Raw genomic sequence first — 16714 nt, forward strand, 5'->3', positions numbered from 1 at the left:
TGAACCTCCCCTGCGAGCGCGGCGACCGAATCGTCCCCGCACTCACTTGACGCAACTCAGGCCATTCTCGTTACCGATCACCCGGAATTCTTCCTGGGTGATCCGCCTCACACTCGAAAGAGGGTTGTCAGACGGCTCCCTTTTCGCGGAGTTTACGGGCCCGCCCTTCGTCGTAGCCCAGCCAGCTCAAGATCGCCCCGGTGTGCTGCCCCAACCGGGGGACAGGTGCCGGTGACCAGCTCCAATGCGTGGCGTCCACCGGTGGTCGCAGCATTCGGGGGCTTGCGCCGCCGGGCACGGGCACTTCGCGCCAGCGGTCGCGCGCGGCGAGCTGCGGGTGCTCGGCCAGGCCCAGCACGTCCCTGGTGCGCGCGGCGGGCACGTCGGCGGCGTCGAGCGCGGCCAGCAAGCCCTCCGCCGTCATCCCGTCGAAGACCGTGTGGAGTTCCGCGTGCAGCGCCTGCCGGTGCTCCACCCGCGACGCCACCGTTGTGAACCGCGGGTCGATCGCGAGATCTGCGCGGTTGAGCACGCGCTCGCACAGGCGGGTCCACTGCGGCTCGTTCTGCACGGCGAGGTGCACTGTTCCGCCGTCGCCGCACCGGAACGGCCCGTACGGCGCGATGCTGGCGTGGTGCGCGCCCGCGCGCGGCGGGATGCGGCCGGTGCCGGTCGCGTAGAGAAGCGGCTGCTGGACCCACTCCGCCAGCGACTCCAGCAGCGACAGGCGCAGTGCCGTCCCTTCTCCGGTGCGCTGACGGTGGTAGAGCGCTGCCAGGACCGCCGCGTGCAGGTGCACTCCGCCGGAGATGTCGGCGACGGAGATCCCCGTGCGGGCGGTCACCTCGCCCTCGCCGGTCAGCTCGATCAGCCCGGCCTCGGACTGGACGAGCGCGTCGTATGCCTTGCGCTCCGAGTACGGACCGCCGTCGCCGTATCCGGACAGCTCGCCGACGATCAGGTCCGGGCGGGAAGCGCACAGCGTTTCCGCGTCCACACCTATGCGACGGCCCACGGCGGGGGAGAGGTTGCACAGCACGACGTCGGCGCGTTCGATGAGCTTGGCCAGGACCTCGCGCCCCTCCGGCTGCTTGAAGTCGAGGGTGATCGACTCCTTGCCCACGTTGGTCCAGGCGAAGTACGAGGAGACCTCGCCGCAGGCGTTGTCGTAGTGGCGCGCGAAGTCTCCGCCGCCGACGCGCTCCACCTTGATCACGCGGGCACCGAGGTCGGCGAGCAGCCGGGAGGCGTAGGGGACCGCGACGGCCTGTTCGAGGCTCACCACGACGACGCCGCTCAGCGGGCCCGTCATCGGTCCACTCTGGACTGTCCGGAGTAGACGTTCATCGACGTGCCCCTGAGGAAGCCCACCAGGGTCATGCCCTGCTCCGCCGCGAGGTCGACGGCCAGCGAAGACGGTGCCGAAACCGCTGCCAGAAAGGGAATCCCGGCCATCGTGGCCTTCTGCACGAGTTCGAACGACGCCCGCCCCGACACCATCAGCACGCAGCCGCTGAGCGGAACCCGTCGGGACATCACCGCCCAGCCGATGACCTTGTCCACCGCGTTGTGCCTGCCGACGTCCTCACGCGCGACGAGCAGCTCCCCGGTGGAGGTGAACAGCCCGGCCGCGTGCAGGCCGCCGGTGCTGTCGAAGACGCGCTGAGCCGCACGGAGCTTGCCGGGCAAGGAGATCAGCGTGTCGACGCTGACCTTCGCCTCGTCCTGCGTGAGGTCGTGGTGGCTGCGCACGCGAACCGACTCCAGCGCGGCCTTGCCACAGACGCCGCAGGACGACGTGGTGTGGAAGTTCCGTTCGACGCCGACCTGGACGGGCGGGACGTGCTCGGCGAGGGCGAGGTCGAGGACGTTGTAGGTGTTCTTGCCGTCCTCGTCCGTGCCGTCGCAGTAGCGCGCGGTCCGCACGTCCTCGACGTCGGCGATCACGCCCTCGGTGAGCAGGAATCCGTGTGCGAGCTCGACATCGTGACCGGGCGTGCGCATCGTGACCGTGAGCGCGCGGCCGTTCACGCGCAGTTCCAACGGTTCCTCCGCGGCGAGCGCGTCCGGGCGCCGCACCTCGCGGCCGTCGGAGATCCGCAGCACCTGACGGCGGACCGTGACCCTGCCCATGTGGGCCTCCTTCGGCGGCTGGGGAGTGACAAGCCCCCGATCGTGAGCTTATGTTGCGTTCTCAACTACCGGGAGGTGGCGGGTGGAGTTCTTGAGCCGTGCGCGCATTGTCGCGCCTCCCGGGTGGAGCCGGTGGCTGGTCCCACCGGCCGCGCTGTCGGTGCACCTCGCGATCGGCCAGGCGTACGCGTGGAGCGTCTTCAAACCGCCGCTGGAGGGCGCGCTCGGGCTCAGCGGGACGCAGAGCGCGCTGCCGTTCCAGCTCGGCATCGTGATGCTCGGCCTGTCCGCCGCCTTCGGTGGCACGCTGGTCGAGCGGAACGGCCCGCGGTGGGCGATGTTCGTCTCCGCCGTGTGCTTCTGCTCCGGCTTCCTGGTGTCCGCGCTCGGCGTCGCCGTCTCGCAGTACTGGCTGGTGGTGCTCGGTTACGGCGTCATCGGCGGGATCGGGCTCGGCATCGGCTACATCTCCCCGGTGTCCACGCTGATCAAGTGGTTCCCGGACCGGCCGGGCATGGCCACCGGCATCGCGATCATGGGCTTCGGCGGTGGCGCGCTGATCGCCTCGCCGTGGTCGGCCGCGATGCTGGAGGGCTTCGGCAAGGACACCTCGGGTATCGCCACCACCTTCCTGGTGCACGGCCTGGTTTACGCGGTGTTCATGACGATGGGCGTGCTGCTGGTGCGCGTGCCCGCCGACGACTGGACGCCGCCGGGCTCCGTCGCCTCGGCGAAGCCGGTCGCCACGGTGAACGTGTCGGCGCGCAACGCGATCCGGACGCCGCAGTTCTGGTGCCTGTGGGTCGTCCTGTGCTTCAACGTGACCGCGGGCATCGGCATCCTGGAGAAGGCCGCGCCGATGATCCGCGATTTCTTCGCGGACAGTTCCGCGGCGGTCAGCGTCGGTGCGGCGGCGGGCTTCGTCGCGTTGCTGTCGCTGGTGAACATGCTCGGTCGGTTCGTGTGGTCGTCCACTTCGGACATCGTGGGGCGCAAGAACATCTACCGCCTGTACCTCGGCGCGGGAGCCCTGCTGTACCTGGCGATCGCCTTGCTGGGCAACACCTCCAAGCCCCTGTTCATCATCTGCGCGATGGTGATCCTGTCCTTCTACGGCGGCGGGTTCGCCACGATCCCGGCCTACCTCAAGGACCTCTTCGGCACCTACCAGGTCGGCGCGATCCACGGGCGGCTGCTCACCGCGTGGTCGCTGGCCGGGGTGCTCGGGCCGCTGATCATCAACGCGGTCGCCGACTCCCAGAAGGCGGCGGGCCGGTCGGGGCCCGAGCTCTACACCGCCTCGCTCTACATCGTGATCGCCCTGCTGGTGATCGGGTTCATCGCGAACGAGCTCGTGCGGCCGGTGCACCCGCGCCACCACGAGCCCGCTCCCCAGAAGGAGGCCGCCAGTGCGTGACAGGCGAATCCCGCTGATGGTGCTGGCGTGGGTCTGGGTGGGCGTACCGTTCGCCTACGGCCTCTACCAGCTGATCACCAAGGTCACCCAGCTCTTCACCGGCTGACCAGGCGGACCACGATGGACTTCGACGTCGGCGTGTTGGAGATCTCCGCCGTGGAGTCCAGCGGTACCAACGCGTTCGCCTCCGGGAAGTAGGCCGCCGCGCAGCCCCGCGCCGTGGGGTAGGCCACCACCCGGAAGCGCTCCGCGGTGCGGTCCGCGTCGCCTGCCCACTCGCTGACCAGGTCGACCAGCGCGCCATCGGCGACGCCCAGTTCGGTCAGGTCGTCCGGGTTGACGAACACCACGCGCCGCGCGTCCTTCACGCCTCGGTAACGGTCGTCCAGACCGTAGATCGTGGTGTTGAACTGGTCGTGGCTGCGCAGGGTTTGCAGCAGCAGACGGCCTTCCGGGATCTGGGGCGCCTCGAAAGTGTTCGCGGTGAAGTTCGCTTTCCCTGTCGTAGTGCGGAATTCGCGGCTGTCCCGGGGCGGATGCGGCAGGACGAAGCCGTCCTTGTCGCGCACGCGCTCGTTGTACTTGGCGAAGCCCGGCACCACGCGCGCGATGCGGTCGCGAATCCGGTCGTAGTCGGATTCGAAGTCCTCCCAAGGGATCGAGTGCGCGGTGCCGAGGACCTTGCGGGCCATCCGCGCGACGATCGCGACCTCGGAGAGCAGGTGCTCGCTGGCCGGAGCGTTGCGACCGCGGGAGCTGTGCACCACCGACATCGAATCCTCGACGCTGACGAACTGCTCGCCGCCTTGTCGCACATCGCGTTCAGTGCGCCCGAGTGTCGGCAGGACAAGGGAAATCTCGCCGGGAACGACGTGCGAGCGGTTGAGCTTCGTGGAGACGTTCACCGTCAACGCGCACGAGGCCAGCGCGCGCTCGGTCAGCTTGGTGTCCGGCGTCGCGGAGACGAAGTTGCCACCCATCGCGAAGAACACCGAAGCCTTCCCGTCGCGCATCGCGCGCAGCGAGTCCACGGTGTCGTAGCCGTGCTTGCGCGGCACGGAGATGGAGAACTCCTTCTCCAGTGCGGACATGAACTCCTCCGGCATCTTCTCCCAGATGCCCATCGTGCGGTCGCCCTGCACGTTGGAGTGGCCGCGCACCGGGCAGACCCCCGCGCCAGGCTTGCCGATCATTCCGCGCAGCAGCAACACGTTCACGATCTCGCGGATGGTCGGCACGGAGTGCTTGTGCTGGGTGAGCCCCATCGCCCAGCAGATGATCGTCCGCTTCGACTCGATCATCATCCGCGAGACCTTGGCGATCTGCTCCCTCGGCAGGCCGGTCGCGGCGTCCACGGCGTCCCAGTCGAGGTCGCGGACCTGCTTCGCGTAGGCGTCGAAGTCGTGGGTGTGCGCGTCGATGAACGCGCGGTCCAGCACGGTGCCGGGCGCCGCGTCCTCCGCCGCGATCACCAAGTGGCCCAACGCCTGGAAGAAAGCGAGGTCGCCGCCGAGCTTGATCTGGCAGAACTCGTCCGACAGCGGAGTTCCCCTGCCCACGAGGCCGCTGACGTTCTGCGGGTTCTTGAAGCGCAGCAAACCCGCCTCCGGCAAGGGGTTCACCGCGACGATCCGCGCACCGCGCTTCTTCGCGACCTCCAGCGAGGAGAGCATGCGCGGGTGGTTCGTCCCGGGGTTCTGGCCGACCACGATGAGCAGGTCGGCCGACTCCACGTCCTGCAGCGAGACCGAGCCCTTGCCGATGCCGATGGTCTCCTTCAGCGCGGCGCCGGAGGACTCGTGGCACATGTTCGAGCAGTCGGGCAGGTTGTTCGTGCCGTAGCTCCGGCAGAACAGCTGGTAGAGGAAAGCGGCCTCGTTGCTCGTGCGACCGGAGGTGTAGAAGATCGCCTCGTCCGGGCTCGCCAGGCCGTTCAGCTTCTCCGCGATGAGCGCGAACGCGCCTTCCCAGGAGATCGGCGAGTAGTGGGTTTCCCCGCGCCGCAACACCATCGGCTCGGTCAGCCTGCCCTGCTGCCCCAGCCAGTAGTCGGTGCGATCGGCCAGCTCGGCGATGCTGTGCCTGGCGAAGAACTCGCGGTCCGCCCGCCGCCGCGTGGCCTCCTCGGCGATCGCCTTCGCGCCGTTCTCGCAGAACTCCGCGAGCTTGCGGTGGCCCTGCGCCTCCGGCCAGGCGCAGCCGGGGCAGTCGACGCCGTCGTGCTGGTTGAGCACTTTCAGCGAGCGCACCGTGCGGCCGACGCCCATCTGCTCGACGCTGCGCTTGAGCGAGACGGCGACGCCGGGCAGGCCCGCCGCCCAGTCCTTGGGCTTTCCGACAACCAGCTGGGACTCGTCGACGTCGTGCTCCGGAGGCTTGCGGCTCATGCACTCATACTGCGCCGTCGTTCGCCGTCCCACCAAGCGGTCGACTGGCTATCAGCGCCTCCAGGCCGTCGAGGACGCGTTCCAGTCCGAACTCGAAGTTCATCTCGACCACGTCGAAGCCGCCGGAGTCGCGGATGCGGTTCAGCGTCGGGAACCGCTCCGGATCGGCCAACTCCCGCCAGAACCGTTCGCGGCCCGACCACCACTCGTCCTCCGACTGCCCGGTGTGCCGCTCGGCCAGTTTCGTGTCCACCGAGACCCTCGCGGTTCCGCGCACATAGCCGTAGAGGGTGTTGAAGACGGCCACGATCTCCTTGTCGGACAAGCCGATTCCGGTCAGCGCGGTCAGCGCGGACTCGTAGGCCGCGGTGCCGTTGGGGCCGAGGACCGGGCGGTGCCAGGCGAGGTGCAGCACCCAGGGGTGGCGGTGGAACAGCTCCCACTCCTCGCGCGCGCAGACCTCCATCTTCGCCCGCCAGCCGCCCTCGACCCGCTCCAGCACCGGGGACTCGGCGTTGACGGTGTCCACCATGACGTCCAGCAGCTCGGCCTTGCCCGGTACGTAGCGGTAGATCGACATCGTGGTGAAGCCGAGCCGCTCGGCGACCGCCCGCATGGACAGCGCGCCCAGGCCGTCGGCGTCGGCGATCTCGATCGCGGCGCGGGCGACGCGGTCCAGGGTCAGCGCGGGTCTGGGGCCTCGGCTGGGCCGCGCTCGATCGCCCCAGAGCAGCTCCAGGGTGCGGTGCGGATCGCCGCCGCTGTACTCGGTCATCGGGCCTCATCGTAGAACTGTGTATGGCCTACACTAAACCGTGTACGACATACACGGAGGTGATCGTGCAGGTCCGGGACGCGGCGCGGGCGGACGCGCGGGCGATGGGTGGGGTCCTGGTCAGGGCGTTCGACGAGGACCCGGTGATGACGTGGATGTTCGCCGACGCCGAGCGGCGCAGGCGGATCTACCCGCGGATGATGACCGCGCTGATCAAGCACACCTACCTGTACAAGGGCGGGTGCCAGGTCGCGGGCGGGGACGGCGAGCTGCTCGGCGTGGCGCTGTGGATCCCGCCGGGCCGGGCCAAGGTCCCGCTGTGGCGCCAGCTCTTCGCGGCGCCCACCATGATCGCCAACGCCGGGCCGGTGCGGTTCGTCCGGATCAGCCGCCGTGGTGCGCAGCTCGATTCGGTGCTCAAGCTCGCGCATCCGGCGGAGCCGCACTGGTACCTGTCCGTGCTCGGGACTGAGCCGAGCGCGCAGGGGACGGGGGTCGGCGGGGCCCTGCTGCGCTCGCGGCTGGCCGAGTGCGACCGCGACGGGCTGCCCGCCTACCTCGAGTGCGTCGACGCGAACGTGCCGATCTACGAACGCTTCGGCTTCAAGGTCATCAGCGATATCCAGATCCCCGACGGCGGACCCGTGCTCCGCGGCATGTGGCGCGCCTGACCCGCGGTGGTCACGTGCAGGATTCGTCGGTGATGGGGTTCTTGGGGTCGAGGTAGTAGGACTCGTCGTGTTTCGCGGTGGGGCCTGTGGTGGAGGAGACGCGATGGCGGCCGAATGTGGGGGCCAGCAAGCCTTCCTTCGCGGCGGCGCAGTCCATCAGGTACGTGAAGCCGTTGGCGGCGCCTGGCCACAGCTTGCCGTCGGAGTCCTCGTAGAGCAGGTACTCCACCTCCCGCCGCGCGGTCGCGATGCGGTCGGTCGGATCGGCCAGGCGCTGCGGCGTGTCGTGGTGGAAGGCGTACGCCACGATGAAGTTCGTCTTGGCCACCAGCGCGCCGCGATCCCCGATCCCGATCGTCATCGATCCGGGACCCTGGGCGGATCGGCGGCCAGGCGGACCTTCGGCGAGATGAGCGTGCGCGCCCAGCCCAGCTCCTCCGGCGTGCCCTTGATGTCCTTGTGCGACTCCGGGTCGTAGAGGTCGAGCACCGGCTGCATCGTCTTCCCGGCCAGCACGTCGGGATTGAGCCGGGCCGCGACGAGCATCGCGCGGACCTTGTCGGTGAACGCGGCGACCTTGTCCGGGCCGTACTTGCCGACCTGGGCGGGCGGCGGAGCGACGAAACCGGCCGCGCCCTCGGGCCAGTTGGCCATCGTGGTGCCGAGGAAGGCGTTCACCGGGGCGGGCGCCTCCGTCGCGGTGTCCTCCCGGCCGAGCAGTCCGTCGAGCCGGCCGTCCTGGTACATCAGCACGCCGACGCCGACGATGCCGATGACGGCCAGTACCGAGACGATCAGGTTGCCGCGCTTGCGGTCGCTCATACCGGTCCCCCTGCCGAGTGAGTAGCGGCGGAACGCTAACAGTGCGAGCGGCCTGTGCGGGCGATGTCGGATGAAACCGCTTCTCGGCGCTCCGTAAACTCTGCAGGTGTGACCGAGACCCTTCCGCACCAGGCCAGCACCGAACTTCCCGCGCAGTGGGACCACGCGCGGGTCGAGGGCGAGCTGTACCAGCGGTGGGTAGACCGGGACTACTTCACGGCGCGGCCGGAGAGCGACCGGCCGCCGTTCTCCATCGTCATCCCGCCGCCCAACGTCACCGGCAGCCTGCACATCGGCCACGCGCTGGACCACTCGCTGATCGACACGCTGGTCCGCTGGCGCCGCATGCAGGGCTACGACGCCCTGTACCTGCCCGGCATGGACCACGCGAGCATCGCGGTGCACACGCTGGTGGAGAAGCAGCTCGTCGCCGAGGGCACCTCACGGCGCGAGCTCGGCCGCGAGGCGTTCATCGAGCGCACCTGGCAGTGGAAGAACGAGTACGGCGGCAAGATCCTCGACCAGATGCGCCGCCTCGGCGAGAGCGTCGACTGGACGCGCGAGGCGTTCACCATGGACGAGGCGCGCAGCCGCGCCGTCCAGACGATGTTCAAGCGGCTCTACGACGACGGCCTGATCTATCGCGCCGAGCGACTGGTGAACTGGTCGCCCGCCGCGCAGTCCGTGCTCTCCGACGCCGAGGTCGACCACAAGGAGGTCGAGGGCGAGCTGGTCTCCATGCGCTACGGCGACGGGGACGCCTCGATCGTCGTCGCCACCACGCGCGTGGAGACGATGCTCGGTGACACCGCCGTCGCGGTGCACCCCGACGACGAGCGCTACAAGCACCTCGTCGGCACACTGATCACCCAGCCGCTGACCGGACGGCAGATCCCGGTCGTCGCCGACGACTACGTCGACCCAGAGTTCGGCTCCGGCGCCGTCAAGATCACCCCGGCGCACGACCCGAACGACTTCGAGCTGGGCAAGCGGCACGGCCTGCCGATGCCGACGATCATGGACGAGCAGGGCCGGATCGCGAACTCCGGCACCCGCTTCGACGGCATGGACCGCTTCGAGGCGCGGGTGGCCGTCCGCGAGGCGCTGCGCGAAGAGGGCCGCATCGTCGCGGAGAAGCGGCCGTACCTGCACAGCGTCGGGCACAGCGAGCGCGGCAAGGAGCCGATCGAGCCGCGCCTGTCGATGCAGTGGTTCGTCAACGTCGGACCGCTGGCCAAGGCCGCCGGCGACGCCGTCCGCGAGGGCAAGGTCAACGTCCACCCGCCGGAGCTGACCAAGCGCTACCTGGACTGGACCGACAACCTGCACGACTGGTGCATCTCGCGGCAGCTGTGGTGGGGCCACCGCATCCCGGTGTGGCACGGGCCGAACGGCGAGATGGTCTGCGTCGGCCCGGACGAGCAGCCGCCGACGGGACCCGGCTGGCGCCAGGACGAGGACGTCCTCGACACCTGGTTCTCCTCCGGGCTGTGGCCGTTCTCCACGATGGGCTGGCCGGACAAGACCGAGGACCTGGCGAAGTACTACCCCACCAGCGTTCTGGTCACCGGCTACGACATCATCTTCTTCTGGGTCGTCCGGATGATGATGTTCGGCCTGTACGCCATGGACGGCGTCCCCCCGTTCCGCACCATCGCGCTGCACGGCATGGTCCGCGACGGCCTCGGGCGCAAGATGTCCAAGACCCTCGGCAACGGCGTCGACCCCATCGAGTGGATGGACCGCTACGGCACCGACGCCGTGCGCTTCGCCATGGTCCGCGGCGCCAACCCGGGCACCGACGTGCCGATGAGCGAGGAATGGGTCGGCGGCGCGCGCAACTTCTGCACGAAGCTGTGGAACGCCACCCGCTTCGCGTTGCTCAACGGCGCCAAGGTGGTCGCGAACCCGCCGACCGTCGCGGAGCTGACCGACGCCGACCGGTGGATCCTGGGCCGCCTCGACGAGCTCACCGCGGACATGAACGCCCTCATGGAGGACTTCCAGTTCGCCAAGTCCACCGAGGCGCTCTACCACTTCGTGTGGGACGAGTTCTGCGACTGGTACGTCGAGCTGGCCAAGGTCCAGCTGGCCGACCCGGACCGGGTGGAGCAGACCCGCGCGGTGCTCGGCCACGTGCTCGACACCGTGCTGCGGCTGCTGCACCCGGTCGCGCCGTTCATCTCCGAGCAGCTCTGGACCACCCTCACCGGCAACGAGTCGCTGGTGATCGCGCCATGGCCCACGGCGACCGGCAGGCAGTCCGACGCGGGCTCCGCCGAGCGGGTGGCCTCGGTGCAGAAGCTGGTCACCGAGATCCGCCGGTTCCGCTCCGACCAGGGCCTCAAGCCGGGTCAGAAGGTGGCGGCCCGCCTGGTCGGCATCGACGCGGCCGGGCTGGGCGGCCTGGAGAAGGCGCTGCGCTCGCTGGTCCGGCTGACCGAGCCCGCGGAGTCCTTCACCGCGTCCGCCTCCTTCGAGCTGGGCCTGCACTCGGGCACCGTCACGGTGGAGCTGGACCTCTCCGGCGCGATCGACGTCGCGGCCGAGCGCAAGCGCCTGGCCAAGGACCTCGCCGTGGCGGAGAAGGAGCACGCGGGCACCGACGCGAAGCTCAACAACCCCAAGTTCACCGACAAGGCCCCGGCCGAGGTGGTGGAGAAGATCCGCGCCCGCCGCGAGGCCGCGCTTGCCGACATCGACCGCATCACCGCCCGCCTCGCCACCCTCCCGGAGGCGTAGCCGCTTTCCCAGTCAGCCCCCGCCGACCCACCGATAGGTCCGGCGGGGGCTGCGCGGTTTGCCCTCGGTGGCGACCTTTCCCTCGGAGATCAACTCGTCCAGCCGGGTGAGCACGGTCTGGCGGGAGAACCCGGTCAGCTCGATCAGCTCACTGGTCCGGGCGATGCCCCGGCGACGAAGTGCGGACTCGATACTCTCGTCGGTGGATTCGTTGCCGCTGAACAGATTCGGGACCCTGGGCGCGGCGTTGAGGCCGTACGTCGCGTAGCGCCGACCTCCGCTGCGAAGCGCCAGTCCCCGTTCCACCAGATCGCGCATGACCGAGGTGGCCACGGTCTTGTCGGCGCCGAACTCACGCAGAGTGGCATTGCTGACCGGTTGTCCGTGGAACATGGTGGCCAGTGCCAGCTCGTGCAGTGGCGTGAGCCCGACCTCGCCGAGTTCGCTGAGCCACCGGCGCGTGCGCGGATCGAGCAACTCCGATCGCTGGAACTCGACCTCGAACCGGTTCACGTAGTTCCGGAAGGCGGGCCGGATCATTCCCGAGCGCCGCAGCTCCCGGATCATCGCCGGGATTCCCGACGCCCGGTTCTCCGCCACGAGCCGGTCGCTGCCAGGGAGATGGGTGTCCGCCAGCAAGGAGGCGAGAAAGGCATTGCGCGACGAGGAAACCCCTTCCTCGCCCAGGTCCTCCAGCACGACCGGGCCGTAGAGGCCGCCGGGGCTGCGAACTTCCAAGCGGTCCGGCCAGAGGTTCACCTGGATCTGCGTCCCTCGCGTCGAGGGGCTGTAGTCGCGGTGCAGGACCGCGTTCACCACGGCCTCGCGAACGGCTTCCATTGGGTAGTCGAGCTGCTCCCGCCGCCCCGAGGCGTCGACGAAGCTGCGGACGCTCATCCTCCGCCGCAGCACCGAGAGCGTCTCGGCGATGAGATCGGGAATCGCGCCGCGGACGGTGGGATTGTCCTCGAACCGAGGGGTGTCCTGTCCGCTGTCATCGCCGGGGTGCACGACGATGGACACGGTGAGCTGGGGGAAGAACTGCTGCGGGTAGACGCCGAACGTGAGCATCCCGCCCAGCGAGGGAACGAGGCTGCCCTGGCTGTCGCGGACCAGAACTCGCAGTCGGGTCAGCGCCGTCGTCTCGTCCACGTCCCGGAAGGCTCGTGACGTCTGGCGGACCCGGTCCAGCGTGCGGAGCAACGCTGTGCGGTCGAGGTCCTCGACGGTCGCATCGCTGACCGGCTCTATGTCGTAGCGGGGTTGTCCCTGGTTGGCGATGGTCAGACCGATCTCCGCCTGGGTCATCCGGCGGTCACCGTCACCGACCCTGACGTAGGAACCGTCCTTCATGCCCTTGTTCACGACGTAGCAGGGGCGTTCCGCGGACGGCAGTGGATCGACCTCCGCCACGACCAGGTCGAAATCCTCGACTCGCACAACGTCGACGGAGATCCGCAACGCGGGGTGCAGGGAGGAACTCGCCAGCGAGGCCAGGTCGTCCCTGAGCTTGCACGGGTCGTCGAGGTAGACGGGCGCGAAGCCCCGCGACTCGTCCAGACCGAGTACCAGCAGGCCACCGTTGGTGTTGGCGAAGGCGCACAGGGTCTCTACGACGCTCTTCGGCAGGCCGCCCGCGGCCGACTTCACCTCGACTTCGCTGGGTTCGCCGCCCAGCTCCCGCACGCGGGCGACGAGGGTGGTCAGCGTCTTCGTGTCCATCCGGGGGCCAACTCTCCAACGACTCTCCAGTATGGTTAGAGAGTACTTGAAAGTTACTCTCTAGATATTTCCGGGTGCCGGGGGCGGGGCGTATAAGCGCCGGTCGTAGACTTGGTGGACGTGAACCGGACCCCCGTGCACCGAACCCCGTCGGGGGAGTGAGAAGTGCCTCGAACCGATCCCGCCGCCCTGGCCGCCTTCGCCGCGGTCGAGGCCGAGCTGAACCAGCGCTGGCCGGAGACGAAGCTCGAACCGTCCCTGGACCGCATCCGCGCGCTGGTGGATCTGCTCGGTGAGCCGCAGCGCTCCTACCCGGTGCTGCACCTCACCGGCACCAACGGCAAGACCTCGACCTCGCGGATGCTCGACGCGCTGCTGACCGGCCTGGGGCTGCGCACGGGTCGCTACACCAGCCCGCACCTGCAGCTGGCTACCGAGCGGATCAGCGTGGACGGGGCGCCGATCAGCGCCGAGCGCTACGTCGAGGTCTACCGGGACATCGAGCCCTACCTCGGGATGGTCGACAAGGCCTCCCAGGACGCCGGGCAACCGGTGCTGAGCAAGTTCGAGGTGCTGACCGCGATGGCCTTCGCCGCCTTCGCCGACGCCCCGGTCGACGCGGCCGTGGTCGAGGTGGGCCTCGGCGGCTCGTGGGACGCGACGAACGTGGCCGACGGGCAGGTGTCCCTCATCACACCGATCGGCGTGGACCACGTCGATTTCCTCGGCGACGACGTGCTCAAGATCGCCGAGGAGAAGGCCGGGATCATCAAGCCCGGCTCGGTCGCGGTGCTCGCCGAACAGGACGCCGAGGTGGCCGCCGTCCTGCTGAAGCGCTGCGTCGAGGTGGACGCCACGGTGGCCAGGCAGGGCATGGAGTTCGGCGTGCTGGAGCGCGAGATCGCGGTGGGCGGCCAGATGCTCAGACTGCAAGGTCTGAGCGGTGTCTACGACGAGATCTTCCTGCCGCTGCACGGTGAACATCAGGCGAAGAACGCCTCGCTGGCGCTGGCCGCCGCGGAGGCTTTCTTCGGCGCCGGACCCGACCGGCAGCTCGACGTGGAAGCCATTCGGGTGGCTTTCGGAGGGGTCTCCACGCCTGGGCGGCTGGAGCGGATGCGGGCTGCACCTGCGGTTCTGGTCGACGCGGCGCACAATCCACATGGTGCCCGCGCCCTCGCGGCCACCATCTCTAGTGAGTTCGCGTTCCGTCGACTGATCGCTGTAGTCGGGGTGATGCGCGACAAGGATGCTTCCGGCATCCTGTCAGAGCTGGAACCGGTGGTCTCCGAAGTGGTGCTCACCCAGAACTCGTCCCCGCGCGCGATGGACGCCGACGAACTCGCCGGCATCGCCCGCTCGGTGTTTGGCGAGGACCGCATCGTCGTCGAGCCCAGGCTCGAGGACGCTATCGAGGTCGGCGTGCAGCTGGCCGAGGAGACCGACTCCCCGGATGAAGTCCTGTCCGGCGGCGGTGTGCTGATCACCGGTTCCGTGATCACAGCTGGGGATACCCGCGCACTTTTTGGCAAGGAGCCGTCATGAAGTCCTGTTCCCGTCCCAAACCGCCGGCAAACACGGCCAACCGGGACGCCGAGTTCGATGATCGTCCCTGGCGCGTCGTCCGCGGGTTCTCCGTGGTCAAGGTCGCCCAGGAGCGGGGTATGCGTTCCCTCGTCGCGGGTGGTCCCGCCAACCGGCGGCGCTCGCGATGACCGAGGCGCCGACGCGGCCCGGCCCCCAGGTGCGGCGGAAGGACCCCTGGAAGGGGCTCCGCGGCATCCAGGCGGGAACACTGGTGATGGAGGCGATCGTGGTGGCGCTGTCGCTGCTGGTCATCGCCAAGTTCCAGGGCATCACCAGTCTGGGCGGCATTCTGGTCGGCGCGCTCGCGGTGGCGATGGTCGTGGCCAGCGGGGTTCAGGGCAAGCCGTGGGGCGTCGGCCTCGCGGTGGCCCTGCAGGTCCTGATGATCGCCTCCGGTGTCATCGTTTTCGCCCTTGGCGCGGTCGGAGTGGTGTTCGCCCTGGTCTGGGGCGCGCTGCTGTGGCTGCGCAAGGATCTTCGACGTCGAGAGGCCGCGCAGGTCGCGGCCTCCTGACGCTCGCCACCCCCGCTTCTGCTAACAGTGTGGGGTGGACTTCTGGTCAGAACTCATCGGGACCCAGACCGCGCCACCGCCGCCGGTCGTCCTGGTGACGGGTGCGCTCGCCCTGGTCGTCGTGCTCTCGCACACGCCGTGGCGGCTGGCCCGCAACATCATCACCATCGTGCACGAGGCCGGGCACGCGGTCATCGCGGTCCTGGCCGGTCGGCGGCTGAGCGGGATCCGGCTGCACTCGGACACCTCGGGTGTGACGGTCTCCCGCGGCCGGCCGACCGGGCCCGGCATGGTGTTCACCTCGCTGGCGGGCTACATCGCCCCGTCCCTGGTCGGGCTGGGGTTCGCGGCCCTGCTCGGCACCGACCGGATCACCCTGCTGCTGTGGGTGTGCACGGCGGTGCTGCTGGCCATGCTGATCATGGTGCGCAACGTCTACGGCGCGCTGTTGCTGCTGGTCACCGGTGCCGTGCTGGTATCGGTGTCGCTGCTGACCACCAGTGGCGTGCAGGCCGCCTTCGCCTACCTGATCACCTGGTTCCTGCTGGTCGGCGGGGTGCGCCCGGTGAGCGAGCTGCAGCGCAAGCGCAGCCGGGGCCGGGCGCGCGACTCCGACGCCGACCAGCTGGCGCGGCTCACCAGCACGCCCGCGATCACCTGGGTGCTGGTGTTCTTCGTCGTCACCCTCGGCTCACTCGGCCTCGGCACCACGTGGATGCTCACCGGCATCCTTTTCTGACCCCGGTGAAGCGGAAACCTGCCGTTGAGTTCTTGTGGTGATCAAGGTGGCAACCGCACCCGATTCGGTGACAGGTTTCGCTAGTGTCAAGCCGATCTCGGTGCCTAACCTGCACGAGGTCGACAGCGAGGGAGGTGTGAGGTGGCCGATATCCGGTTTTCGGCTGGGCTGATGGGCATGAGCGACGCGGCCCGGCACCTGGGTATCCCGCGACGGACCTTCCAGCGCTGGGCCCGCGGCTATGAGCGGGGCGGACCACTGCTGCACCTCGTGCCCACGGAACGCAAGTACGACGCCAGCGTCACGTTCATCTCGCTGGTCGAGGCATGGGTGCTGGCGGGACTGCGCAAAGCCGGGGTGGTCCCCCAGCGCATTCGTCCCGCGCTCCAGCGGCTGCAACAGGAATTCGGCCGCGAATATGTGCTGACATCACGGGAACTCGCCACTGACGGCATCGCGGTGCTCTGGGACTTCTCTCGGACCAACGAGGGTGAGGGCCTGATCGAGGGCAGAACCGATCAGCTCATCATTCGCGAGATCGTGGCCGACTACATGCATTACGTCGGGTGGGCCGATGACGGGCACCCGCACAAGCTGGAGCTGAGGACATACCAGCCGTCCAAGGTCACTGTCGACCCGTATCGCGGGTTCGGCCAGCCGATGTTCGCGGGGAACGGCGTGCACGTCGCCAACGTCGCCGCGATGCTGAAGGCGGGCGAGGAACCCGACATCGTCGCCGAAGAGCATGGAATAAGCATCGAAGATGTCCGAGCCGCCGCACGCGTCCTCCTGGGCCGCGCCGCCTGAGTTTTATCTCGACGAGAACGCGGGCATTCGCAGCGTTCGGAAACTGCTTCTCGATCTGGGTTATGTCGTGCACACGCCGGCTGAGCTGTTCGGCACCAGGGCTGACGCCTGTGGTGCGCCGGACGAGGTGTGGCTGGCCAGGATCGCGGGAAGTGGGTGGGCGGTGCTCAACAGAGATGTCGCCATCACTCGGAGACCCAGTGAGTTCGCCGCTTATCGGCGGGCGAAAGTGCACATGTTCTACCTGCCGGGAGAAGCGAAGCGGGACGAGTTGTGTGAGCTCGTCGCGATCAACCTGGCCGACATCTGCGTGCTCACGGTGAAGAAGAGCCCCCGGTTGTGGCGGTTGACGCGGACCGGGGTCAAGCCGCTGGACAGGTGAGGGCCCTGCCCGCGGC

General features: G+C 68.9%; 16 protein-coding genes. 9 read left to right on the forward strand and 7 right to left on the reverse strand.

What is annotated here, in order from left to right; all coding sequences use genetic code 11:
* Positions 1-127: 127 nt before the first annotated feature.
* Positions 128-1312: a CaiB/BaiF CoA transferase family protein gene (locus NLX83_RS16790; RefSeq protein ID WP_254235778.1), complete on the reverse strand. Its 1185-nt coding sequence runs from the start codon at positions 1310-1312 to the stop codon at positions 128-130.
* Positions 1309-2133 (reverse strand): formate dehydrogenase accessory sulfurtransferase FdhD, encoded by an 825-nt coding sequence (fdhD, locus tag NLX83_RS16795; RefSeq protein WP_254235779.1) that lies wholly within the window; start codon positions 2131-2133, stop codon positions 1309-1311. The genes NLX83_RS16790 and fdhD overlap by 4 nt, the downstream gene beginning before the upstream one ends.
* A gap of 82 nt (positions 2134-2215) precedes the next feature.
* Between fdhD and NLX83_RS16800 the strand changes: the two genes are divergently transcribed.
* A complete protein-coding gene (locus NLX83_RS16800) occupies positions 2216-3550 on the forward strand; it encodes an L-lactate MFS transporter (protein WP_254235780.1) in 1335 nt (444 codons plus the stop codon).
* Complete coding sequence (locus tag NLX83_RS42400; protein WP_441296806.1) at positions 3543-3656, forward strand: MFS transporter small subunit; 114 nt, start codon at positions 3543-3545, stop codon at positions 3654-3656. Before NLX83_RS16800 ends, NLX83_RS42400 begins: the two co-directional genes overlap by 8 nt.
* Here NLX83_RS42400 and NLX83_RS16805 read toward each other — a convergent pair.
* Together NLX83_RS16805 and NLX83_RS16810 are read right to left on the reverse strand one after the other, a co-directional pair.
* A complete protein-coding gene (locus NLX83_RS16805; protein WP_254235781.1) occupies positions 3646-5937 on the reverse strand; it encodes an FdhF/YdeP family oxidoreductase in 2292 nt (763 codons plus the stop codon). The two genes, NLX83_RS42400 and NLX83_RS16805, sit on opposite strands and share 11 nt — an antisense overlap.
* 4 nt (positions 5938-5941) lie before the next feature.
* Positions 5942-6712 (reverse strand): TetR/AcrR family transcriptional regulator, encoded by a 771-nt coding sequence (locus tag NLX83_RS16810; protein WP_254235782.1) that lies wholly within the window; start codon positions 6710-6712, stop codon positions 5942-5944.
* Between the two features lie 65 nt (positions 6713-6777).
* Here NLX83_RS16810 and NLX83_RS16815 point away from each other — a divergent pair, with 65 nt between their 5' ends.
* Positions 6778-7383: a GNAT family N-acetyltransferase gene (locus tag NLX83_RS16815; RefSeq protein ID WP_254235783.1), complete on the forward strand. Its 606-nt coding sequence runs from the start codon at positions 6778-6780 to the stop codon at positions 7381-7383.
* Between the two features lie 10 nt (positions 7384-7393).
* Here NLX83_RS16815 and NLX83_RS16820 read toward each other — a convergent pair whose 3' ends face one another.
* Positions 7394-7744, reverse strand: a complete 351-nt coding sequence (locus tag NLX83_RS16820) for a hypothetical protein (RefSeq protein WP_254235784.1) — start codon at positions 7742-7744, stop codon at positions 7394-7396.
* Entirely contained in the window at positions 7741-8205 is a 465-nt protein-coding gene (locus tag NLX83_RS16825; protein ID WP_254235785.1) for a hypothetical protein, read from the reverse strand. The genes NLX83_RS16820 and NLX83_RS16825 overlap by 4 nt, the downstream gene beginning before the upstream one ends.
* Before the next feature lie 108 nt (positions 8206-8313).
* Here NLX83_RS16825 and NLX83_RS16830 point away from each other — a divergent pair, with 108 nt between their 5' ends.
* Complete coding sequence (locus tag NLX83_RS16830; protein WP_254235786.1) at positions 8314-10947, forward strand: valine--tRNA ligase; 2634 nt, start codon at positions 8314-8316, stop codon at positions 10945-10947.
* 12 nt (positions 10948-10959) lie between these two features.
* On the opposite strand, the gene NLX83_RS16835 is transcribed toward NLX83_RS16830, so the two are convergent.
* Complete coding sequence (locus NLX83_RS16835) at positions 10960-12669, reverse strand: ATP-binding protein (protein ID WP_254235787.1); 1710 nt, start codon at positions 12667-12669, stop codon at positions 10960-10962.
* A gap of 165 nt (positions 12670-12834) precedes the next feature.
* On the opposite strand from NLX83_RS16835, the gene folC reads away from it, so the two are divergent.
* From folC to NLX83_RS16860, 5 genes are all read left to right on the forward strand, one after another.
* Entirely contained in the window at positions 12835-14214 is a 1380-nt protein-coding gene (folC, locus tag NLX83_RS16840; RefSeq protein WP_254235788.1) for a bifunctional tetrahydrofolate synthase/dihydrofolate synthase, read from the forward strand.
* A gap of 166 nt (positions 14215-14380) precedes the next feature.
* Positions 14381-14770 (forward strand): DUF4233 domain-containing protein, encoded by a 390-nt coding sequence (locus tag NLX83_RS16845; protein WP_254235789.1) that lies wholly within the window; start codon positions 14381-14383, stop codon positions 14768-14770.
* Between the two features lie 34 nt (positions 14771-14804).
* Positions 14805-15509: a M50 family metallopeptidase gene (locus NLX83_RS16850; RefSeq protein ID WP_254235790.1), complete on the forward strand. Its 705-nt coding sequence runs from the start codon at positions 14805-14807 to the stop codon at positions 15507-15509.
* A 141-nt stretch (positions 15510-15650) separates the two neighbouring features.
* The gene (locus NLX83_RS16855) at positions 15651-16316 is read left to right on the forward strand and encodes a DUF433 domain-containing protein (protein WP_254235791.1); all 666 of its coding nucleotides are present in this window, start codon (positions 15651-15653) and stop codon (positions 16314-16316) included.
* Entirely contained in the window at positions 16273-16698 is a 426-nt protein-coding gene (locus NLX83_RS16860; RefSeq protein ID WP_254235792.1) for a hypothetical protein, read from the forward strand. The genes NLX83_RS16855 and NLX83_RS16860 overlap by 44 nt, the downstream gene beginning before the upstream one ends.
* The last annotated feature ends 16 nt before the right edge of the window (positions 16699-16714 follow it).

This window comes from Allokutzneria sp. A3M-2-11 16 (assembly GCF_024213555.1).
In the GTDB taxonomy this organism is placed as follows: domain Bacteria; phylum Actinomycetota; class Actinomycetes; order Mycobacteriales; family Pseudonocardiaceae; genus Allokutzneria.